At 69.0% G+C, this 20,974-nt stretch carries 20 protein-coding genes, 1 tRNA gene and 4 pseudogenes; 10 read left to right on the top strand and 15 right to left on the bottom strand.

The genetic code is table 11. The features are described 5' to 3' along the window. Positions 1-435: 435 nt before the first annotated feature. From MEICH_RS0114285 to rpsB, 5 genes are all read right to left on the bottom strand, one after another. Positions 436-1,305, bottom strand: a complete 870-nt coding sequence (locus MEICH_RS0114285; RefSeq protein ID WP_051304171.1) for a phosphatidate cytidylyltransferase — start codon at positions 1,303-1,305, stop codon at positions 436-438. A gap of 62 nt (positions 1,306-1,367) precedes the next feature. Next, positions 1,368-1,925, bottom strand: coding sequence for a ribosome recycling factor (gene frr, locus MEICH_RS0114280; protein WP_027893209.1), 558 nt, complete (start codon positions 1,923-1,925; stop codon positions 1,368-1,370). 118 nt (positions 1,926-2,043) lie between these two features. After that, a complete protein-coding gene (gene pyrH / locus MEICH_RS0114275) occupies positions 2,044-2,748 on the bottom strand; it encodes a UMP kinase (RefSeq protein ID WP_027893208.1) in 705 nt (234 codons plus the stop codon). Between the two features lie 75 nt (positions 2,749-2,823). Next, positions 2,824-3,414, bottom strand: a complete 591-nt coding sequence (gene tsf, locus MEICH_RS0114270; RefSeq protein WP_027893207.1) for a translation elongation factor Ts — start codon at positions 3,412-3,414, stop codon at positions 2,824-2,826. A gap of 84 nt (positions 3,415-3,498) precedes the next feature. After that, positions 3,499-4,254, bottom strand: a complete 756-nt coding sequence (gene rpsB, locus MEICH_RS0114265) for a 30S ribosomal protein S2 (protein ID WP_027893206.1) — start codon at positions 4,252-4,254, stop codon at positions 3,499-3,501. Positions 4,255-4,456: 202 nt separating this feature from the next. Here rpsB and MEICH_RS0114260 point away from each other — a divergent pair. The 3 genes from MEICH_RS0114260 to MEICH_RS0114250 all read left to right on the top strand — a co-directional run bounded on the left by MEICH_RS0114260 (position 4,457) and on the right by MEICH_RS0114250 (position 6,470). Further along, positions 4,457-4,531: transfer RNA gene (locus MEICH_RS0114260), tRNA-Ala, on the top strand. Positions 4,532-4,587: 56 nt separating this feature from the next. After that, the gene (locus MEICH_RS0114255) at positions 4,588-5,364 is read left to right on the top strand and encodes an alpha/beta hydrolase fold domain-containing protein (protein ID WP_027893205.1); all 777 of its coding nucleotides are present in this window, start codon (positions 4,588-4,590) and stop codon (positions 5,362-5,364) included. Further along, entirely contained in the window at positions 5,361-6,470 is a 1,110-nt protein-coding gene (locus MEICH_RS0114250) for an NAD(P)/FAD-dependent oxidoreductase (RefSeq protein WP_027893204.1), read from the top strand. The genes MEICH_RS0114255 and MEICH_RS0114250 overlap by 4 nt, the downstream gene beginning before the upstream one ends. Here MEICH_RS0114250 and MEICH_RS0114245 read toward each other — a convergent pair. Beyond that, positions 6,456-7,310, bottom strand: a complete 855-nt coding sequence (locus MEICH_RS0114245; protein ID WP_027893203.1) for a glycerophosphodiester phosphodiesterase family protein — start codon at positions 7,308-7,310, stop codon at positions 6,456-6,458. The two genes, MEICH_RS0114250 and MEICH_RS0114245, sit on opposite strands and share 15 nt — an antisense overlap. A 145-nt stretch (positions 7,311-7,455) precedes the next feature. Here MEICH_RS0114245 and MEICH_RS0114240 point away from each other — a divergent pair, with 145 nt between their 5' ends. The 4 genes from MEICH_RS0114240 to MEICH_RS0114225 all read left to right on the top strand — a co-directional run bounded on the left by MEICH_RS0114240 (position 7,456) and on the right by MEICH_RS0114225 (position 10,908). Continuing rightward, positions 7,456-7,818: a hypothetical protein gene (locus tag MEICH_RS0114240; protein ID WP_027893202.1), complete on the top strand. Its 363-nt coding sequence runs from the start codon at positions 7,456-7,458 to the stop codon at positions 7,816-7,818. Between the two features lie 116 nt (positions 7,819-7,934). Continuing rightward, positions 7,935-8,408 carry a GreA/GreB family elongation factor gene (locus tag MEICH_RS0114235; RefSeq protein ID WP_027893201.1) on the top strand — a complete coding sequence of 158 codons (474 nt, stop codon included), beginning with the start codon at positions 7,935-7,937 and terminating at the stop codon, positions 8,406-8,408. 89 nt (positions 8,409-8,497) lie between these two features. Continuing rightward, the gene (gene lysS / locus MEICH_RS0114230) at positions 8,498-10,006 is read left to right on the top strand and encodes a lysine--tRNA ligase (RefSeq protein ID WP_027893200.1); all 1,509 of its coding nucleotides are present in this window, start codon (positions 8,498-8,500) and stop codon (positions 10,004-10,006) included. Beyond that, the gene (locus tag MEICH_RS0114225) at positions 10,006-10,908 is read left to right on the top strand and encodes a cation diffusion facilitator family transporter (RefSeq protein WP_027893199.1); all 903 of its coding nucleotides are present in this window, start codon (positions 10,006-10,008) and stop codon (positions 10,906-10,908) included. The genes lysS and MEICH_RS0114225 overlap by 1 nt, the downstream gene beginning before the upstream one ends. Positions 10,909-11,050: 142 nt before the next feature. Here the strand turns inward: MEICH_RS0114225 and MEICH_RS0114220 are convergent, their stop codons facing one another. Continuing rightward, positions 11,051-11,527, bottom strand: coding sequence for a transcription elongation factor GreA (locus tag MEICH_RS0114220; protein WP_027893198.1), 477 nt, complete (start codon positions 11,525-11,527; stop codon positions 11,051-11,053). Positions 11,528-11,722: 195 nt separating this feature from the next. Between MEICH_RS0114220 and MEICH_RS0114215 the strand changes: the two genes are divergently transcribed. The 3 genes from MEICH_RS0114215 (at position 11,723) to MEICH_RS0114205 (ending at position 15,584) form a co-directional block, all read left to right on the top strand. Further along, a complete protein-coding gene (locus MEICH_RS0114215; protein WP_245587653.1) occupies positions 11,723-13,819 on the top strand; it encodes a hypothetical protein in 2,097 nt (698 codons plus the stop codon). Next, on the top strand, positions 13,816-14,682 hold the full coding sequence (locus MEICH_RS0114210; protein WP_027893196.1) for a dihydrodipicolinate synthase family protein: 867 nt from the start codon (positions 13,816-13,818) through the stop codon (positions 14,680-14,682). Before MEICH_RS0114215 ends, MEICH_RS0114210 begins: the two co-directional genes overlap by 4 nt. 119 nt (positions 14,683-14,801) lie before the next feature. After that, complete coding sequence (locus MEICH_RS0114205; RefSeq protein WP_027893195.1) at positions 14,802-15,584, top strand: LEA/WHy family protein; 783 nt, start codon at positions 14,802-14,804, stop codon at positions 15,582-15,584. Between the two features lie 98 nt (positions 15,585-15,682). On the opposite strand, the gene cdd is transcribed toward MEICH_RS0114205, so the two are convergent. From cdd to MEICH_RS29405, 8 genes and pseudogenes are all read right to left on the bottom strand, one after another. Continuing rightward, entirely contained in the window at positions 15,683-16,093 is a 411-nt protein-coding gene (gene cdd, locus MEICH_RS0114200) for a cytidine deaminase (protein ID WP_027893194.1), read from the bottom strand. After that, positions 16,093-17,406, bottom strand: a complete 1,314-nt coding sequence (locus MEICH_RS25145) for a hemolysin family protein (protein ID WP_036218575.1) — start codon at positions 17,404-17,406, stop codon at positions 16,093-16,095. Before MEICH_RS25145 ends, cdd begins: the two co-directional genes overlap by 1 nt. A 305-nt stretch (positions 17,407-17,711) precedes the next feature. Continuing rightward, the gene (locus MEICH_RS0114190; RefSeq protein ID WP_027893193.1) at positions 17,712-18,113 is read right to left on the bottom strand and encodes a diacylglycerol kinase; all 402 of its coding nucleotides are present in this window, start codon (positions 18,111-18,113) and stop codon (positions 17,712-17,714) included. Beyond that, complete coding sequence (gene ybeY, locus MEICH_RS0114185) at positions 18,068-18,493, bottom strand: rRNA maturation RNase YbeY (protein ID WP_027893192.1); 426 nt, start codon at positions 18,491-18,493, stop codon at positions 18,068-18,070. Before ybeY ends, MEICH_RS0114190 begins: the two co-directional genes overlap by 46 nt. 8 nt (positions 18,494-18,501) lie before the next feature. Next, a pseudogene (locus MEICH_RS30605) lies at positions 18,502-18,804 on the bottom strand (PhoH family protein); the annotation flags it as partial. Between the two features lie 255 nt (positions 18,805-19,059). Further along, positions 19,060-19,896: pseudogene (locus tag MEICH_RS30600) on the bottom strand (LAGLIDADG family homing endonuclease); the annotation flags it as partial. Continuing rightward, positions 19,885-20,508 (bottom strand): annotated as a pseudogene (locus MEICH_RS30595) (PhoH family protein); the annotation flags it as partial. The pseudogenes MEICH_RS30595 and MEICH_RS30600, both read right to left, overlap by 12 nt. A 69-nt stretch (positions 20,509-20,577) precedes the next feature. Then, positions 20,578-20,974: pseudogene (locus tag MEICH_RS29405) on the bottom strand (hypothetical protein); the annotation flags it as partial.

Genomic DNA, 20,974 nt, shown 5'->3' with positions numbered 1-20,974 from the left:
TGGTTTGGCGGGGATCGCTCCGCCGTCGGAGGGTGTAGGGGGAGGCCATTCCACGTGGCGAGGGCATCGCGGTACGCGACCCGGCATGCGCCGGAAACCTGCTCCCCCTCTCACCCTCCGAGGGACTCCAGGTTACCGGCAGAGCCGGTATGGCCTACGGCCACCCCCTCGCGGACGTGCCGCCGGGCCTCAGTGCCCGCGTGTGCGGGGGTGCGGGCCGCACCTTGACCCGGCGGCCTGCCCGTCTGCGCCACCCCGCCCACCCCCTCCCGCGTGAGCCGCGGATCCACGGCCGGGGACGGGCTCACAGGTTGAGCGGGTGTCCCCTGGGGAGTGGGGCTGTAGTTGGCCTACGGGCTGGACACAACCCAAGTGGATGATTTATCCCAACAAGGCGTTTGGCTATCAGCTATCGACTATCGACATTCTTCCAACCTACCCCACGAAAATCCGCAACAGGAAATACGTCAGCGGCACGCTGAAGAGCAGGCTGTCCATGCGGTCGAGGAGGCCGCCGTGGCCGGGGAGGAAGGCGCCGGAGTCTTTGACGCCGCAGTAGCGCTTGAGCATGGACTCGGTGAGGTCGCCGAGCTGGGCGGAGAGGGAGAGGAGGAGGCTGACGGCCAGCAGTTCGACCCAGCGGAAGGGGACGGCGGCGTTGGCCAGGGCGGCGATGAGCAGCACCCCCAGGAAGCCGGCCACCATGCCGCCGATGGAGCCTTCGACGGTCTTGCCGGGGCTGATGCTGGGGGCGAGCTTGCGCTTGCCGAAGTATTTGCCCACGAAGTAGGCGCCCACGTCGGTGCTGAAGCTGGCGAACAGGGGGAGCAGCAGGGTCCAGAAGCCCTGCACGGCGTCGGGGGTGTAGCGCAGCAGCACCAGATAGCCCAGCATGAACGGCACGTAGAGGAAGGCCATCAGGCTGAAGGCGAAGCGGGGGATGTTGGCGCCGTAGAGCAGCTCGTAGCTGAAGGCGCCGATGAGCACCAGCCCCAGCGCGACCTCCCGCCAGGGGATGCCGGGGTAGATGTGGTGCAACTGCGGCAGCGAGAACAGCAGCATCACCACCCCGCCCCAGCGCAGGAACTGCATGTTGAGCTCGATGCCCCGCAGGCGCAGCATGTCGCGCAGCTCGGCGGTGGCCAGCCACAGGATCCCGATGAGCACGGGAAGGATCAGCGGCAAGCCCACCCACATGATGAACAGCAGCAGGGCGAAGCCGATGATGGAGGAGACGAAGCGGGTAGCCAGCGAGTCGCTCGAGCTTTTGGCTCGAGCCTGCTCCTGCTGGGTAGGCTTTTCCATACGGGTCGGTCAGGGCCGGGCGCCGGGCGGTGCCTCCGGCTGGCGCCCGGCCTGCGGGCAGGCTAGCTGCCCAGGATCTCGTGCTCCTTCTTCTGCACCGCCGAGTCGGCCTTGTGCACGAACTCGTCGGTGATCTTCTGCACTTCGGCCTCGGCGCGCTTGAGGTCGTCCTCGGAGATCTGCTTGTCCTTCTCCATCTTCTTGATCTTGTCCAGCGCCTCGCGGCGGGCGTTGCGCATGGCGACCTTGGCCTCCTCGCCGAAGTGCTTGACCGACTTGACTAAGTCCCGGCGGCGCTCCTCGGTGAGCGGGGGGATGACGATGAAGATCGAGTCGCCCTTGTTGTTGGGGTTGAGCCCCAGGTCGGAGTCGCGGATGGCCTTCTCGATCTCCTTGAGGGCCTGGGGGTCCCAGGCCTGGATGACCAGGGTGCGGGCGTCGGGGGCGGAGACGGTCCCGACTTGGTTGAGGGGCATGAGCGAGCCGTAGTACTCGACCTTGATGTTGTTGAGGAGCGCGGGGTTGGCCCGGCCCGAGCGCATCCCGCTCAGGTGGTGCTCGAGCGCCTCGAGTGCTTTCTGCATGTGATTTCTGGCTTCAGCGTAAACGTCTTTCAGCATAACGCCTCCTGGTAAAGCAACGGCCGATATCCTCTAGCTTATCGTATCCCTCACGCACGGGACGCAGGGCTTGGCGGCCGGGCGGCGGTCTTCCCGGTCGGGCGTCCGGCGGGGCCGGCTACTTATGCACCAGCGTGCCGATGGGCTCGCCCCGGATCACGCCCTCGAGGCTCCCCTCCTTGAACATGTCGAAGACGATGATGGAGAGGTTCTGCTCCTGGCACAGCGTCATGGCGGTGCCGTCCATGACCTGCAGGCCCTTGACCAGCGCGTCGTGGAAGGTGAGGGTGTCGTACTTCGTGGCCTGGGGGTTCTTGCGGGGGTCGTCGTCGTAGACGCCGTCCACCTTGTTCTTCGCCATCAGCACCGCGTCGACGTTCATCTCCAGGCCGCGCAGCGCGGCGGCGGTGTCGGTGGTGACGAAGGGGTTGCCGGTGCCCCCGCCGAAGATCACCACCCGGCCTTTCTCCAGGTGGCGCAGCGCCCGCCGGCGGATGTAGGGCTCGGCGACCTGCTGGATGGTGAGGGCGGTCTGCACCCGGGTGGGCACGCCCAGGTACTCGAGGGCGTCCTGCAGGGCCAGGGCGTTCATGATGGTGCCCAGCATGCCGATGTAGTCGGCGGTGGCCCGGTCCATCCCCACCCCCTGCCGCGCCCCGCGCCAGAGGTTGCCCCCGCCCACCACGATGGCGAGCTGGGTCCCCAGCGCGTGGGCCTTGGCGACTTCCTGCGCCAGGGTCTTGGTGGCTTCGGGCTGGATCCCGAAGCCGTCGCCGGTGAGGAACTCACCCGAGAGCTTGAGCAGTACGCGTTTGTATTTCATACCCTAAAGTCTCGAAGCGCCAAAGAAAATCGAGGATCGAGCCTTCGAAGCTCGACCCTCGACCCCGGGCATCGCTTAAGCTCCTACCTCGAAGCGGCTGAAGCGCCGGACCACGATGTTCTCCCCGATCTTGGCGATGGCGGCCTGGACGAGCTCGCCCACCTTGACCTTTTCGTCCTTGACGAAGGGCTGCTCGAGGAGCACCATCTCCTCGTAGAACTTCTTCATGCGGCCCTCGGCGGCCTTCTCGGCGATGTGCTGGGGCTTGCCCTCGTTGAGGAGCTGGGTGAGGTAGATCTGCTTCTCCTTCTCGAGGTCTTCGGCCGGGACCTGCTCCACGCTGACGTAGCGGGGGTTGGCCATGGCGATGTGCATGGCGATGTCCTTGGCGAGGGCCTGGAACTCCTCGTTGCGCGCCACGAAGTCGGTCTCGGAGTTGAGCTCGACGATGACCCCCACCCGTTGGTTGTGGTGGATGTAGTAGCCGATGATGCCGTCGCGCGCCTCGCGGTCGGCCTTCTTGGCGGCTTTGAGCGCCCCACGCTCGCGCAGCAGGGTGGTGGCCTTCTCCATGTCCCAGCCGGCGTCTTCCAGGGCCTTCTTCACGTCGCTCATGCCCGCGCCGGTCTGCTCGCGTAGTTTCTTGATCTGCTCGAGTTGGCTCATACGCATCCTTCAAATGTCAGGGGCCGGGGGTCGGGCGCCAAGGGTCTTCAGCTTCGAGCCCTCGGCGCCCGGCTCCCGACCGGATCAGGCCTGGGCTTCCTCGCCCGAAGCCTCCTCGGCCTCGGCGGGCACGGGGGCCGGGGCAGCAGGACGGCCGCCGCCGCGGGTCTCCACGATGAGGTCGGTGACGCGGGAGAGGATGAGCTGGATGGCGCGGATGGCGTCGTCGTTGCCGGGGATGATGTAGTCGACGAGGTCGGGGTCGGAGTCGGTGTCGGCCAGCGCGACGATGGGGATGCCCAGCTTGCGGGCCTCCTTGACGGCGATGGTCTCCTTGGAGGGGTCGATGACGAAGAGCGCGTCGGGCAGGCGCTTGAGGTGGCGGAAGCCGCCCAGGTACTTCTGCAGGCGGTCGAGCTCGTGCTTCAGGCGCACCTGCTCGGTCTTGACCCGCTCGTTGATCTCCTCGGAGGCGAAAAGCTCCTCGAGCTCGGCCAGGCGGTTGACCCGGCTGGCGATGGTCTTGTAGTTGGTGAGCATCCCGCCCAGCCAGCGCACGTTGACGTAGGGCATCCCGCAGCGGTCGGCTTCCAGGGCCACGATCTCCTGGGCCTGCTTCTTGGTGCCCACGAACAGGATGGTGCCCCCGCGCATGGCGAGGTCCTGCACGTAGCTGAAGGTGCGCTCGATCTCCACCATCGTCTTTTGCAGGTCGATGATGAAGATGCCGTTGCGCTCGGCGTAGATGTAACGCTTCATCTTGGGGTTCCAGCGCTTGGTCTCGTGACCGAAGTGGACCCCGGCTTCCAGCAGTTCCTTGATGCTGATGTTGAAGGGCATAAGCCTCCGTGCGGGAGAGGTTGGAGCAGAGTTGAATTTGCGGCCTTGGCCCTGGCGCGGGGACCTCTCCCTGCCCCGTGCCGCCGTCGGCACACCTGGCCGATTATAGGTGAAGCGGGCACTTTGCGGAAGTGGGGAAGGGCTGCTATACTTCCAAACCGGTCAGGCGTTTAGCGTTTGGCGTTAGGCGTTCGACCCTTTCGGGGGTGTAGCTCAGCGGGAGAGCAGCGCCTTTGCAAGGCGAAGGTCGGGGGTTCAAATCCCTCCACCTCCACCACACGGCCGGGGACCTAGGTCCCCGGCCCGCTTTTTTTTGGTAGGTTCTAGACGGCTATGCCCTTCACCCCGCCGCCCGGCCTCGAGCTCATCCCCGACCTGCCCTACGGCGAGCAGGCCGGGCGGGCCCACCTGATCGACGTGCTCAGGCCCACACACCGCGCGGCGCGGCCTGTCCCCGCCATCCTCTTCCTGCACGGCGGGGGCTGGCACGTGTTCGGCAAGTACCCCGAGATCAACGCCTTCCTGGCCCGAGCCGGCTACGTGACCTTCAGCAGCAACTACCGCTACAGCCACGAAGCGCCCTTCCCGGCGCAGCTCGAGGACGCCCGGGCCGCCGTGGCCTGGGTCCGGGCCCACGCCGCGCGGTGGGGCGTGGACCCCGGGCGCGTGGGGGTGTGGGGCATCTCGGCGGGGGCGCACCTGGCCGCGCTGCTGGGGGCCTTGGGCGAGGTGCAGGCCGTGGTGGACGTCTGCGGGCCGGCCGACTTCTTCGACCCCGGGTGGCGGGCAGAGTTGCAGGACCCCCAGGGCCTGGTGAGCCGCCTGCTGGGCGCGAGGGCCGGGGAGGTCGCGCACCTCGCCGCCCAGGCCAGCCCAGTGTGCCGGGTCTCGCCGCTGTCGGCCCCGTTTCTCATCGTGCACGGGGCCCGCGACGCGCAGGTGCCCCTCTCGCAGGCCGAGGCCCTGCACGCCGCGCTGCTCGAGGTGGACGTGCCCAGCGAGCTCTGGGTCATCCCCGAGGGCGACCACTTCATCAACGAGACGCACCTGCCCCAGATCGAGGCGCGGGTGCTCGAGTTCTTCCGCGAAACCCTAGGAGATCCGTTATGAACGTGCCGGTTTGGGACGACTCGAAGTGGCCGGGGCTGCCCGCGCTGGAGGGCGACCTCGAGGCCGACGTCTGCGTGGTGGGGCTCGGCGGCTCGGGCCTGTCGGCGGTGGGGGAACTGCTGGAGCTGGGCCGGCGCGTGGTCGGCCTCGACGCGGGCCCGGTGGCCGGGGGCGCGGCCGGGCGCAACGGCGGCTTCCTGCTGGCCGGGCTCGCCAAGTTCTACCACGAGACCGTGGCCCAGGCGGGGCGGGAGCGGGCGAAGGCCATCTACCAGGCCACCCTCGAGCAGCTCGAGCGCATGTGCCGGGAGACCCCCGAGGCCATCCGGCGGGTGGGGAGCCTGCGCATCGCCGCCGACGCCGAGGAGTACCGCGACTGCCTCGAGCACCTCGAGGCCCTGCGGGCCGACGGCTTCCCCGCCGAGCCCTACGAGGGGCCGGAGGGGCGGGGCATCCTGATCCCCTCCGACGGGGCCTTCAACCCCCTGCTGCGCTGCCGCCTGCTGGCCCGGGGCCTGCTAGGCCAAGGTGCGACGTTGTTCGAGCAGACTCCGGCGCTGGAGATCAGCGGCCGGGCCGTGCGCACCCCCGGCGGGACCGTTCATTGCAAGCGGGTGATCGTGGCGGTGGACGGGCGGCTGGAGGCCCTGTTCCCCGAGCTCGCCGGGCGGGTCCGCACCGCCCGCCTGCAGATGCTGGCGACGGCCCCCGCGCCCGAGGTGCGCTTCCCGCGCCCGGTCTACTACCGCTGGGGCTACGAGTACTGGCAGCAGCTCCCCGACGGCCGCGTCGCGCTGGGCGGCTTCCGCGACCAGGGCGGGGAAGGGGAGTGGACCCACGCGGCGGAGCCGGGCGAGGCGGTGCAGCAGCGGCTCGAGCGCTTCCTGCGCGAGCACCTGGGCGTGCGGGCCGAGGTCACCCACCGCTGGGCCGCCTCGGTGGGCTATACCGAGAGCGGCTGGCCCGTGCTCGAGGAGGTCCGCCCCGGCGTGTGGGCGGTCGGGGCGTACAGCGGGACGGGGAACGTGGTGGGGGCCATCCTGGGCCGCCTGGCGGCGCGGCTGGCCGCGGGCGTCCCCGTACGGAGCCCGCTACTGCCGGCCTAGCGCCTGCAGGAGCAGGTCGGGCCGGTCGGTGATGATGCCGTGGGCCCCGGCTTTAATCAGGCGCTGCATCTCCTCGAGCTCGTTGATGGTCCAGTACTGCACCGCCAGGCCCTTGCGCCGGATCACGCTGATCAGCAGGGGGTTGGTGAGGTCGAAGCCCCCGGCGGCGGTGGGGATCTGCAGCACGGTGCCGCCGGCGGGCGGGGTGTAGAAGTCGCCCAGCAGGAAGAGGTTGAGCATCACCAGGGGCCGGATCTCGCTCTCGGTGAGGCTGGTGGTCACCTCGGGGCAGGCTTCGCGGAAGTCCTGCATGGCGCTGTCGCGGAAGCTCGCCACGATCACCCTGCCGGTCATCCGGTGCTGGCGCAGCAGGGCGCAGAAGGGCTCGGCCAGGCCGTCGGCCTTCATCTCGATGGTCATGGGGAAGCCGGGGAAGGCGCGCAAGACCTCCTCGAGCGTGGGGATGGTGATGCCCTGCCCGCGGAAGGGGTGGGGGTCGGTCTCTTTGGAGCGCTGGGGCCAGTACCAGCCCGCGTCCAGGGCCTTGAGCTCGGCCAGGGTGAGCTCCTTGACCTTTCCTTTACCGTTGGTGGTGCGGTCCACGGTGTCGTCGTGGATGACCACCAGGTGCCCGTCGCGGCTCAGGTGGACGTCGAGCTCGAGCATGTCCACGCCCATCCGCACCGCGCGCTCGAAGGCGTACATCGTGTTGCTGGGCCACAGCCCCTCCCCGCCCTGATGGGCGATGACCAGCACCTTGTCGGTGGCGTAGGGGTTGGAGCCGGGCGGGGCCGAACAGCCGAGCAGCGCCAGGAGCAGGGGGAGGGCCAGTCGCTTCATGGTCGGCCCAGTCTACGCGCCCCAGGCCCTCCGCCGCCCGCCGGCCCCGCAGGATGCTCTGTCTCCAGAAAGTTTCGGGCAGGGGAGGGCGAATGGTGAGCTGATCCGGCAAATCTCTACGGAATGGGGTATGCTTGGCTGAACTATGAGCGAACCGAGCTTCGATGAGCGGGAGCTCATCCTGGAGTTGTTCCCCGGAACAGACCCGGATTTGCTCCCGCCCGGTGAGGTGCTTTACTACCGCGACAGGGAAGGCAAGGTTCACATCGCCGAGGAGCCGTTGGAGATGGTGCTCGAGCCGCTCGAGGCCACCCCCTCCACGGCTCCGGTGCTGTGCGAGGCCTGCTTGCGCCAGATGTCGCGGGCCTCGGTGCAGTTCTTCCGCTTCAGCGTGGGGCCGTCGGGGCGGCGCTGGCGCTACGTCACCCTCTGCCGCGACACCGCCCAGTGCAACGGGCTGGCCGAGCCACGCCGATTGAGGGAGTTGCTGCGCCGGAGTATAATCTAGGGCGGTTAGGGATTGACAAATCCCTCTTGATTCCAGCCCCAGGCTTTGGCCGGGGCTTCGCTTAAGTAGTCAGCACCACGGGCCCCGCGCCCAGACGAGTGAACGAGGAGAACCCAATGCCGCGTGAAGTACAGCTTACCCGTGACGGATACCAGCGCCTGCTCAAGGAGCTCGAGCAAGAGCGTGAACGCCTCAGCGAGGCCACCCGCATCCTGCAGGAGCTGATGGAATCCTCCGACGACTACGACGACTCGGGCCTCGAGGACGCCAAGCGCGAGAAGGCCCGCATCGAAGCCCGCATCGACACCCTCGAGGACACCCTCTCGCGCGCGGCCATCCTGGAGGAGTCGGCCAGCAAGACCGACCTGGTGACGCTGGGCGCGGTGGTCAACCTCGAGGACGACCACGGCGGCAAGATGCAGGTGCGGGTGGTCTCGCCCGCCGAGGCCACCGTGCTCGAGGTGCCCATGAAGATCTCCGACGAGTCGCCCATGGGCAAGGCCCTGCTGGGCCGCAAGAAGGGCGAGAAGCTGCTGCTGGACACCCCCAAGGGTAAACGCGAGTTCAAGATCGTTTCCGTGGAGGCTTGAACCAGCGACCCGACCCAGACCTTCGCCGACGCCGAACGCGGAAACCGAGTAGAATCGGGAGCGTTTGGCGTTTGCTTTTGTGAGGAACTATGCCTGAGTGGAACGAACAGACCCAGCAGCGCTTGCGCAACCTCGAGGCCCTGGCCGAGGCCGGGTTCGAGCCCTTCCCCTACCGCTTCGAAAAGACCCACGACGCCGCCCAGATCCGCGCCGCCCACGCGGGGGCCGAGCCGCAGCAGGAGTGGCCCGAGGAGCAGGTGAAGGTGGCGGGGCGGCTCATGACCCTGCGCGACATGGGTAAGGTGGCCTTCGCCCACGTCCAGGACGGCTCGGGCCGCATCCAGCTCTACTTCTCCAAGAACGACACCGAGCGCTTCGAACTCCTCAAGAAGCTCGACGTGGGCGACATCGTGGGCGTCGAGGGGCACGTGTTCACCACCAAGACCGGCGAGATCACCGTCAAGGTGCGCCGCTGGACGCCCCTGGTCAAGGCGCTGCACCCCCTGCCCGACAAGTGGCACGGCATCAAGGACGTGGAGGTGCGCTACCGCCAGCGCTACCTCGACCTCATCCAGAACCCCGAGGTGCGCGAGGTCTTCCGCACCCGCAGCCAGGTCGTGCGGCTCATCCGGCGCTTCTTCGAGGAGCGGGGCTTCCTCGAGGTCGAAGGCCCCACCCTGCACGAGGTGGCGGGGGGCACCGAGGCCCGCCCCTTCAAGACCTACCACAACGCCCTGGGCCACGAGTTCAACCTGCGCATCGCCCTCGAGCTGCACCTCAAGCGCCTGTTGGTGGGCGGCTTCGAGAAGGTCTTCGAGATCGGGCGCAACTACCGCAACGAGGGCATCAGCCCCAAGCACAACCCCGAGTTCACCATGCTCGAGGCCTACTGGGCCTACGCCGACTACAACGACATGAGCGCGCTCGTCGAGGAGCTCGTGCACTCGGTGGTGGTCGCGGTCAAGGGCACCACCCGGGTGCGCTACGGCGAGCTCGAGATCGACTTCGCGCGCCCCTTCGCCCGCGTCGACTTCGTGGGCTCGCTGAAGGAGAAGGCCGGCCTCGACTTCGACCCCACCGACCTCGCCCGCCTGCGCTCCTGGACCGACGCCCGCCACCCCGAGCTGCGCAAGACCCCCGACTACGGCCTTTTGGACAAGCTCTTCGGGGTCTATGTCGAGCCCACGCTCGTCAACCCCACCTTCGTGATGGACGTGCCGCTGGCGATCAGCCCGCTGGTCAAGAAGCACCGCACCCGCCCCGGCCTCACCGAGCGCTGCGACCTCTTCGTCGCCGGCTTCGAGATCGCGCCCATCTACTCCGAGCTCAACGACGCCATCGACCAGCGCGAGCGCTTCATGCGCCAGCTCGAGCAGCGCGCCGCGGGCGACGAGGAGATCCCCGAGCCCGACGAGGACTTCCTGCTGGCGCTCGAGTACGGCATGCCCCCGGCAGGCGGCATGGGGCTGGGCATCGACCGCTTCGCCATGCTGCTCACCGACCAGCCCAGCATCCGCGACGTGCTGCTGTTCCCGCTGCTCAAGCCCCGCAAGGCGGGGCCGGTGGAAGAAGAGGCCCTCCCCGCTGAGGTCGAGTGATGCAACCGCTGCGGGCAGCCTACCTGAGCTTGGCGGTAGGCTGCGCGGTCTTCGGCCTGAAGTGGACCGCCTACGCCTTCACCGGCTCGGTGGCCCTGCTCTCGGACGCGCTCGAGTCCATCGTCAACATCGTGGCGGCCCTGGCGGCGGTGTGGGCCATCCGCATCTCCCGCCGCCCCGCCGACGAGAACCACCCCTACGGGCACAGCAAGGCCGAGTACTTCTCGGCGGTGCTCGAGGGCGTCCTGATCGTGCTCGCCGCCTTCACCATCGTGCGCGAGGCCTGGCCGCGCCTCTTCGCGCCCACGCCCCCCCAGACCGTGGGGATGGGCCTGCTCATCTCGATGCTGGCCTCCGGCCTCAACCTCACGCTCGCCGCCTTCCTCATCCGCAGCGGCCGCGCGGTGCGCTCCCCGGCCCTCGTGGCCGACGGGCAGCACGTGCTCAGCGACGTGGTGACCTCGCTGGGCGTGCTGCTGGGCATCGGGCTGGCCTGGCTCACCGGCTTCTGGCTGCTCGACCCGCTGCTGGCGATCCTGGTGGCCGCCAACATCCTGTGGGTGGGCTGGCGGCTGGTGCGCGACTCGGTGGGCGGCCTGATGGACGAGAGCCTCAAGCCCGAGGAGCTCGAGCAGATCCGCTTCGCCCTCCACCAGGCCGTGCAGGGGCTGGTGCTGGAGGACAAGGTCATCGAGATCCACGACCTCAAGACCCGCCGCGCCGGGCCCAGCACCTTCGCCGAGCTCCACCTGGTGGTGCCCGGAGAGATGTCGGTCGCCGAGGCCCACGACATCTGCGACCGCCTGGAAGAAACCCTGCGCCAGCTCCTGCCCGGCGCCCGGCTCACGGTGCACGTGGAGCCGGAGTTCAAGGCCAAGCACAGCACTTTCACGATCGGCTGACGCGGGATACGGAACGCTAAACGTCGAACGCCCAACGCCGATGGCCAAACGCCGAACGCGAAACGCGGTAGGGGCGGGCACGAGAACCCGCCCCTATGTCTTTGGCTATTGGCTATTAGCTATCGACTATCGACCATCGACATCAGGCGTACTTCAGCTCGAGCACCCGGTACACCTGGGCCCCCTTGCGCCCGGGGATCTCCACGTGGTCGCCGGCCTTCTTGCCCATCAGGGCCTTGCCCATGGGCGACTCGTCGGAGATCTTGCCGCTGAACACGTCGGCCTCGGCGCTGCCGACGATGGTGAGGCTCATGCGCTGGCCGGTCTCGGTCTCGAGCTCCACCGTCACGCCCACGCCGATCTCCTTGGGCGTGCCGTTGCCGGCCTCGACCACCACCACGCGGCTGAGGATGTCCTCGATCTCGGCGATGCGGCTGTTGTTGTCCCACATGGCGCGGCGGGCCTCGTCGTATCCGGCGTTCTCGCGCAGGTCGCCCTCGGCGATGGCAGCACCCATCTCGTCGGCGATCTGGGCGAGTTTGGTGGTCTTGCGGTGGGCGAGTTCTTCTTCAAGCCGCTTGACGCCCTCAGCGGTCATGTATACGGGTTTCTTGGTCATCGCTCCTCCAGAGGTGCCTTCGGGGACGGCGGGCTCAGGGCCCGGCCACGGCAAAAAAGCACCACCAGCCTCAAGCCATCTGGGGCTGGCACTAACCAACGATTATAGCGCGGAAGGGGAGGCTTGTGGCCGAAGAGGCCGGACATGAAGACCCCCTGGGGTGCCGGAGGAAGGGGATACCGATACAATAGCCGCATGCCGATGCGCTCCCAACGCCTGCGGCCTGAGCCGTGCCGTGCTCGAGCCCCTCGAGCGCCCACGCTCCAGCGATGGCTCGTCCTGGTGCTGCTCTTCGCCGTCTCCTTCGCCCTGGCCCAGACCCTCAGCGCCCCTCCGGAGGGCCGGACCGGTAGCGCCCTGGAGATCTCGGGGGAGAGCCTGCCCGACGGCACCTACACCCTGCAGGTCACCTCGCCCGCCGGCACCGAGTCCATCCCGGTGGAGGCCGCCAAAGGGGCCTTCAAGCTCTCCTACACCCCGAAGGTGGCGGGGACCTACCAGTTCCGGCTGGCCCTGCCCGACCGCACCCTCGAGGCCAGCAGCACCGTCCAGGCCCAGAGCCAGGCCCCCCGGCTGGCCGACGGCGGCCTGCAGGTGGGCAACTCGCGGCTCCCGCTGCCCGGCGACTGGAGCGAGCCGCTGGTGGTGGGCAGCAGGGCCTACCTCTTCCGCGGGCCGCTGGTGCTCGAGGTCGACCTGAGCAACCCGCGGATCTCCAACCGCTACTACCCCCCCGCCGAGGTGCAGGCCTTCGAGGCCCCAGCACCCGGCGACGCGGTGCCCACCGTGCAGCTCGAGGGCGGGCGCAGGCTAAAACTCGACGCGCTGCAGGGTCTGCCCTACGAAGGCCGCTGGCAGAGCCTGCAGGTGATCCGTGACCTCGACCAGGCGCTGGAGGCCTCCGGCAGCCGCGCCCTGGACCAGAGCCCCGCCGAGACCCGGCCCTACTGGCACTACCTCGCCCAGCCCCCGCAGCGGCTCACCGCCCAGGACCTCCGGGCCTTCGGCCGCGACCTCCTGCGCCGGGGGCACCGGCCCGAGCTGCCCTGGGGCCCGGGCGTGATGCTGTGGGTTGGCCCCTGGCTCGAGCAGATGCGCGCCGCCCGCGCCCAGGGCATCGAGGCCAGCCTGATGTGGTCGGACACGCTGCTGGCGTACCTGCCGCAGGTCCCGGGCGGGCGGCAGGCCCTTTTCCAGCAGGCCGCCTGGCTGGAGAACCAGGGACGCCCCGACCTGGCCCTGCGCTACCGCGCCGCCCTGCGCACGCTGCAGTCGTGGGAGGCCCCGGTGCGCTCGAGCTCGGTCCTGGCCCTGGCCGGGGTGGTCGGCGGGCTGTTCGTGCTGGTCGCGCTGTACCTGATGCTCGCCTACCTGCCCGCCCAGCGGCGCAACCTGGCCTCGGTAGGGGGCTGGCTGGCGGGGTGGTTCCGCAACCCCTTGCTGCGCCTGCGCCACACGGCGCTGGCCTACGCCTCCTTCCCCGAGCGTGGCGTGTTGCTGGTGCTGCTGCTGTTGCTGGCCGGGGTGGTGCTGGTGTACGGCTTCGCCCGCCGCACCGAAGCCCTGCTGGCCGACGACGCGCTCACCCGCGGCACCCTCCGCTCCGAGGCCGCGCAGAACCTCCTCCGCGGCCTCACCGACGTCCCCGCGACCCGCGGCCTGCTGGCCTACGCCCTGGCCTACAGCGACCCGGCCGAGTCCCAGCGCCTCTACCGGGTCGCCGCGGACTGGCCCGCCGCCCTCTTGGGCCGCAACGACCCCAAGTCCCTCAGCCAGGCCTTCTGGGCCGCGCCGCAGTACCCCGCCGCCCAGGACGTGCTGGGGATCGGGGGCGACCCCTGGTCGCAGGCCTACCGCGACGCGGGCGTGCCGCGCGAGGGGGTGCCCACCCTGCGCTCGATGTGGATGGCGGTGACCCAGGCGGGGCTCGAGGACCTGCGCCGCGACTTCCTGCGCACCTGGAGCAACGTCCGCATCGTGGACAACCCGGTGGTGGGCTGGGTCAGCGGCGTCCTGCTGTTGCTGCTGCTGCTCCACACCCTGCTGAGCTTCTTCCTGCCCCGCCCCCGCGGCGCGGGCGACTACCCCAACTGGCGCTACGGGGTGCAGCTCTTCTTCCCGGGCAGCCCCCTCTACAGCCAGGGCTGGGGCGTGCTGCTGGCCGGGTTCGGCCTGTACTGCCTGTGGCTGTACCTCGAGGGCCGTGCCGTGGCCCTTTACGGGGTCGCGGCCGTGGTAATTCTTCATCTGGTGATGTGGCTGTTGGCCCGTCCACGCCGAGGTGTTCTGTGATCTATCCCCCCATACCCACCCCTTTCGACCGGCAAGGCAACCTCGATGCCCAGGCTTTCCGCGACCTGGCGCAGCTCCTCGAGCCCCACGTCGACGGCATCCTCTTCTACGGCTCCAACGGCGAGGGGGTCCACCTGACCCGTGCCGAGCGGGAGAAGGGCCTCTCGGTGCAGAGCCCCCGGAAGCCCCCGCTGGTCGGGCTGATGGAGGAGACGCTGGTTCAGGGCCTCGAAGCCCTCGAGCAGGCCCAGGTCGTGCGGCCCCGGGCGGTGCTGGTCACGCCGCCGCGCTACTACACGGCCAACCTGGGCAACGAGGGGCTCGAGGCCTACTTCAGCACCCTGGCCGACAGCGGCACCCAGGTCTGGCTCTACCACGTGCCGCAGAACACCAAGGCCGACATGCCCCTGCCCGTCGTCGCCAACCTCAGCCGCCACCCCAACATCAGCGGGCTCAAGGACTCCAGCGGCGAGATGGCCCGCCTGGCCTTCTACCAGTCGCAAAGCCTCGACCTCGAGTACTTCACCGGCCACGCCCCCACCTTCCTGGGCGCTTTGGCGCTGGGGGCCAGCGGCGGCATCCTGGCCGCGGCCAACCTCGCGCCCCTGGCCTTCCGCCAGCTCGAGGAGGCCTGGCGCTCGGGCAACATGGCGACCGCCAACCTGATGCAGACCCGCCTCGAGCCCCTGGCCCGCGTGCTGGGGCAGGGGGGCTTCGTGCTGCTCAAGCAGGCCATGCGCTACCTGGGCCTGCCCGCCGGTTACCCCCGCCCGCCCTACCCCGCCGAGAGCCCCTTGTGGCCGGTGTTCAAGGGAATTCTGGAAAACCTCAAGGCCGAGGGGTGGCTGGTGACGGGCGACTGATTCCTTAGGCCTCTCGCGGGTGCTTCTGCGAGTCACCTTGAACTGCCGTGCCTGACGCCGATACCGGCTATCGGCTGTCGACCATCAGCGACTTCTGCGAGAAGTCTTGGAGGATCCCGATGACCAAGAGAGCCTGGCCGCTGATCGCCCTGTTGCTGCTGCTGGTGAGCTGTGTCCCGCAGGTCGTGCGCCCGCAGCCGCCCGACATCGAGCTGCTCGAGTTCCGCCTGCTGCGCCTCGACCCCTTCGCGGGCAGCGCCGACTTCGACCTGCGCCTCAGGCTCACCAACCCCAACGCCGTCGCGCTGCCGGTCCTCGACAGCACCCTCACCGCCGAGCTGGCGGGGGCGGGCTTCGCCCTGACCCTGGGCGCCGTCGACCTCCCAGCGGGCGGAAGCCGCGAGACGGTAGCCCGCCTGCGGGTGCCGGTGGTCGAAGGGGCGCGTTCGCTGGGCGTGCTGGTCAGCGGGCAGCCCACCCGCTTCCGCCTCACGGGCGAGGTGCGGGTGGCGGTGGGGCCCGTCACCGTGCCGCTGGGCCCGCTCACCTTCATCGACCGCAACGTGCAGGTGAGCCTCAACTTCCAGCTCCCCACCCTCCGCTTAGTCGACCTGCGGCTCGAGGGCGGCAGCCTGCGCGTCGGGCTCGAGGTCTTCAACCCCAACCCCATCGGCTTCAGCCTCGAGGGGCCCGTGCGCGTGCTCATCGGGGGGAGCCGGGTGGCCGAGGTCAGCCTGAGCATGCGCCTACCCCCCGGCGCCCGCGAGCGCAGCGACGCCGCGGTGCGCCTGAGCGGCTTCCCCGGCCTGGGCAGCGTGCAGGTGCAAGCCGACCTCAAGGCCCGCATCCCCGGCATCTGGGAGCGGGACGTGCGGCAGGTGCTCGAGGGAGTTCTGCGTTAGCGTGCTGGAAAGGAAGGGGAGAGGCCGCGAGCCTCTCCTCAAATTTTCGCGTCGCCCGCCCCCGCGCGAACGCGAGCGGGCCGCCGTGCCGGAGGGGGCTACGGGCCGTCAGCCGTTTTGGTCGCTTCGGCGAGGTCCTCCGGGCGGAAGGCGAAGGGGAGCAGGTCGGCCATGCGGTAGACCTGTTCCTGGCCGTCCTGGGCCAGGCAGTGCACCGCCACCTCGGGCCCGGCGAACTCGCTGAGCACCTGGCGGCAGCCGCCGCAGGGGGTGGGGGCGTTGAGCCCCATCACCCAGACCTCGGCGATGCGGCGCTCGCCCCCCGCCACCATCGCGCCCACCGCGACCTGCTCGGCGCAGCGGGACATGGGGTAGGCGGCGTTCTCCACGTTGACCCCGAAGAACAGCCGCCCGTTGGGCGTGCGGATGATGGCCGCCACCGGGTAGCGCGAGTAGGGGGCGTAGGCTTTTTGCAGCAGGGCGCGGAGTTGGTCGGGGATGGTGTCCATTATTCGGTGGGTTCGGGCATGGGCGGGGTTTCTTCGGGCTGCTGGGGCAGGACGAGCACCTTGTCGACGCGGTTGAGGTCCATGTCCACCACCTCGAAGCGCAGGTGGTGCCAGGTGAAGTGCTCCCCGGCCTTGGGGATGTGCTCGAGGCGGTTGACCACGAAGCCGCCCAGGGTGCGGTACTCGTCCTCCTCGGGCAGCTCGTCGAGGTCGAAGAGCTTTTTGAGCTCCTCCACCGGCAGGGCGCCGTCGAGGAGGTAGCTGCCGTCCTCGCGGGCCACGACCCAGGGCTCTTCTTCGTTGTCGTCGCTGCCGGGCAGGTCGCCGACGATGGCCTCGAGGATGTCGTGCAGGGTCACCAGGCCCTGCAGGTTGCCGTACTCATCGACCACCAGCGCCATGTGGGTTCGCTCGCGCTTGAACTGCTCGAGCAGCTCCAGGCCGCTGAAGCCGTCGGGCACCACCAGCGGCTTCTGCATGCGCGCGCGGATGGTCTCCTTGCTGAAGTCGCGGTCGAGCAGGTCCCGGGCCCGGATGATCCCCACCACCTTGTCGAGGTCGCCCTCGGCCACCGGGAAGCGGGCGTGGGGGTTGTCCATGATGAGTCGCTGGATGACCTCGATGGGCTCCTCGAGGTCGATCCACACGATGTCGTGGCGGGGGGTCATGAACGAGACCGCCTGCCGGTCGGCGAGGTCTAAGGCGCTGGTGACGATCTCCTGCTCGGCCTCCTCGAAGACCCCGGCCTTGGTGCCCTCGTCGATGAGCACCTTGATCTCCTCTTCGGTGACCGTCGACTCCGAGGCGCCGCGGATCCCGAAGACGCGCAGCACGGCCTCGGTGGAGGCCGTCAGCAGCCACACCAGCGGCTTGCTGACCATCGCCACGAACTGCATGGGGTAGGCCACGATGGTCGAGATGCGCTCGGGGTTGCGCATCGCCAGGCGCTTGGGCACCAGCTCGCCCAGCACCAGCGAGAGGTAGCTGATCAGCAGCACCACCAGCGCGAAGGCGACCTCCTGCTTGTACGGCGCCAGCACCGGCACCTGCGCCACGGCGGGCTCGAGGTACTTCTTGGCGATGGTGCTGCCGCCGTAGGCCCCGGCCACGGTCCCGATCACGGTGATGCCCACCTGCACCGTCGAGAGCAGGCGGCTGGGGTGCTCCAGGAGCTCGAGGGCCGCCTTGGCCCCGAGGTTGCCGTCCTCTGCTTGCTGCTGCAGGCGCGCCTTGCGGGCGGAAACCAGCGCCAACTCCGACATGGCGAAGACCCCGTTGAAGAGGGTCAGGATCACGACGATCAGGATTTCCATAGGGCGCTCGGTTTTAGGGCTGAGCAGGCCACATGGGGGTGGAGCAATGGGGAATAGGGCATTGGCGCAGGGGCGTTCCCCTGCGTTGGAACACACGGCACGGCTCGGGTCCTGCGGAACGAAGCGGATTGTGCAGGGGGGAAGGCGGCGACAGCCCTACGACTGGAAGGGTTATCCATAACCTAACAGTTGTGATTCTAACACACCCCCTGAAGCGCCCCGACAGAAACAGGGCCACATTTGCCCTGGAGCGATCGCAACGTGCGGTAAGCGTTGGGCGCGGGCCCGGGCCGCTTTCGTCGCGATCAGGACGCCAATCCCAGCCGCCGCAGCAGGGGAGGAACGAACAGCACCGCCCCGATGGCCGCCGAGAGCACGCTCGAGACCAGCACGGCCGCCGCCGCGGTGTCCTTGGCCGCTTTGGCCATGGGGTGGAAGGTGGGGGAGGCCAGGTCCACGACGGCCTCGAGCGCGGTGTTGAGCAGCTCGAGGGCCAGCACCACCAGGATCAAGAACAGCACCTCGACCAGGCCCACCCCCAGCCACAGCGACAGGCCCAGGGCCGCGCCCCCCGCGATGCACTCCAGGCGGAAGTTGCGCTGGCTCTTCCAGGCGTAGCGCAGGCCCGCGAAGGCGAAGGCGAAGGAGGCCCGCAGGCCCCTCAGAGCTCGAGGATCTGTGCCTGGACGCGGTGGAACCCAGCCCATTCGGTCTCCGTGGTGTGGTCGTTGCCCAGCAGGTGCCACAGGGAGTGGGCTGCCAGGATGAGCACTTCGTCCTCGAGGCCGTGCCCCTGTTCTCGGGCCTGCCGCGCGGCGGTGTCCAGGCTAATGATAATGTCCCCCAGGTGCGGGGGCACGAAGGGGTCGCCGGGCTCGAAGGTGGGGAAGGAGAGCACGTCGGTGGGGGCGTCCTCGCCCCAGTGCTGCTTCTTGAGCGCGCGGATCTCGGCGTCGTCGGTGAGCACGACGGTGAGGGCGTGCTCGCCGTAGCCCAGCTCCTGCATCAGCCGCCCCAACGCCTTGCGCAGGCGGGGGCGCAGGCCCCTGGGCACCTTGGTCTGGGCGATCAGGTCGATCTGGGGCATCGCGCGCTTCAGGAAGTCTCGCCGCCCGGGCTGTGCTGGCTGAACTCGTAGGCCTTGACGATGCGGGCGACGAGCGGGTGGCGCACCACGTCCGACTCGCGGAAGTAGATCATGGCGATGCCCTCGATGTCCTTGAGGATGCGCATGGCCTCGATCAGCCCGCTCTTCTGGGCCTTGGGCAGGTCGATCTGGGTGACGTCGCCGGTGATGACGACCCTCGAGTTGAAGCCCATGCGGGTCAGGAACATCTTCATCTGCTCGGGGGTGGTGTTCTGGGCCTCGTCGAGGATGATGAAGGCGTCGTTGAGGGTGTTGTGCGTGAGGATGAAGTCCTCGGTCACGTAGAGGTGATCGGGTGCGGCCACGCGGATGCAGACGGTCTGGGCCTCGCCCGCCGGTTCGATCGCCTTAACGAAGCGCATGGGGCGTCCCCCTCCCTCCTGCGCGTGAGCCCGTGCCTTGCGGCCGAGGCGGAAGGGAGTGATGCCTGCGGGCAAGCGGATGTCGAGGATATAGGCATCCTTACGGTAGCCAATCTCCCGCCCCTTGGCGCTGCTCGGCTTACGCCCCTCCGCCTTGCGGGTTCGCCAGCGGGCCACCCCGCCCAGCGAGCGCACCAGGAAGAGCACGTCATCCCGCAGGCGTTCGGAGGTGGTGGTGTAGTGGACCCGGCAGGTGCGGCCCCGTTGCGTCACCGGCCCGCCATCGGCGTCGAGCAGACCCTGCAGCACGGCTAGCCGGACGGCGCTGCTGTTGAACAGGTAGCGCTCCGGCACGAATTTGGTGTGGGAGTACGTGCCCTCGAGGCCCAACTCCCGCAGCGCCAGGGTGAGGGGATTGGCGACGATCACCCCACCCCTTCGCCCGTCCCGGTGGTTGAGCACGTAGTCGGGCCCCGACTTGTGGGTCAGGGTGACACCCAAGGGACTGAGCGCGGCCCCCAGGGCCTGGGCCAGCTCAGGGTCTGCCGTGGCGAAGGTCGGGGTGGTCTTCCCGGTGAAACAGCCGTCCCCTAGCAGTAGCCCCAGCGCGTACGGGTCAAGCGGCACATCCTGCGCGGGAAACTCCACCGGAGCCACGAGGGGCAGCTCATAGCGGTGCTGGTGGGCAGCCTTGAGGTTAGCCTGGAGTTCTTGGGTCTGCAGGACCCGGGCGGGTTTTCCCCGGCGCTTGTCGGAAGGGGTGCGCACGGCCCACAGGTGCTCCGCGCAGGCCAGGGTCGAGGCCCCGTCGGTCAAGGTGACGCGGAAGACGGGTTTTTTGCCCTGAGGGTAGACTCCGAGCACCTGGGTCGGCCTCCCGTTCGAGCCGATCACCCAGTCGCCCGGCTCGAGGCTGCCGATCTCCCGCCAGCCCAGGGGGGTGAGCACCTTGCTGTAAACCGGCTGGGCGCGGCCGCGCATGAAGGCCAGCGGCGCCACCTCGATCACCCCCGACTGCAGGTAGTGCTCGAAGCGCTCGGCGTCGATCATGTCGAAGAGCGCGTCGTAGAGCGGGCGCAGGTAGGGGTCGATCTTGGCCTGGAGGTCGCCGGGCAAGAAGCCCAGCTTCTCCCCGGCCTCGACCGCGGGGCGGGTGAGGATGATGCGCTTGACCTTCTTGGCCTTGAAGAAGGCCACCGCCAGCGCCACCGCGAGGTAGGTCTTGCCGGTGCCAGCGGGGCCGATGCCGAAGGTGATGTCGTTGTGGGCGATGGCCTCGACGTAGCGGGTCTGCCCGGCGGTCTTGGGCTTGAGGCGGCCGGGCAGGTGGATCTCGCCCATGTCCTGCGGGGTGGTCGTCTGGGTGAGGGTGCTGCCGCCCTGGGCCAGCGATACGGCCTGCTCGAGCGTGTTCTGGTCGATCTCGGCCCCCTGGCGCAGCAGCGTGAGCAGGTCGCGCACGACCCGCTCGCCCAGCTCCACTTCCTCGGGGTCGCCCTGGATGCGGATTTCGTGGCCGCGGGCCACAATTTGCGCGCTCAACAGCTTGCGCAGGTGTTTCAGGTTCCGGTCGCTGTGGCCCATGAGGGCCATGGCTTCTTGCGCGGATTGCAGGGGAATGAGGACTTCCTTGGTGCTTTCTGGCAAAGTTTCACGGCTCCTTTACCGCGTAACCCTCGGGCGCAGCCGGGGGTTGCGCTTGTTGAGGTAGGCGCGGCCTTTGGATTCCTTGAGAATTTCGCTCCACACGATCCCGTTCAAAATGGCGCGGTTGTCGGTGCCGAAGGAGGGCATCCGCTTCGCGGATGCCTTGGCCGGCTTGGGCTGGGGCTTGGGCTCCTGGGGGGCAGGCCTCGAGGGGCGGGGTGCTACGTCGGCCTGGGCCTGGCTGAGCCGCCGCTCGAGCTCGCTCAGCTTGCGCCGGACCTGCTCCTCCTCGTCCCGGACGTGCTGCTCGTGGACGTTCTTGCGCGGGGGCTGCGGCCGGGGCTGGGGAGGGCGGGCCTGAGGCTGGGGCTGGGGAGGGCGCGGCTGGGCCGTGGGCGGGGGGCTCGAGGGC

It is taken from the genome of Calidithermus chliarophilus DSM 9957 (assembly GCF_000430045.1).
Lineage (GTDB): Bacteria > Deinococcota > Deinococci > Deinococcales > Thermaceae > Calidithermus > Calidithermus chliarophilus.
Note: the sequence above shows the minus strand (reverse complement) of the source record. Positions and strands in the feature narration are given on the sequence as shown.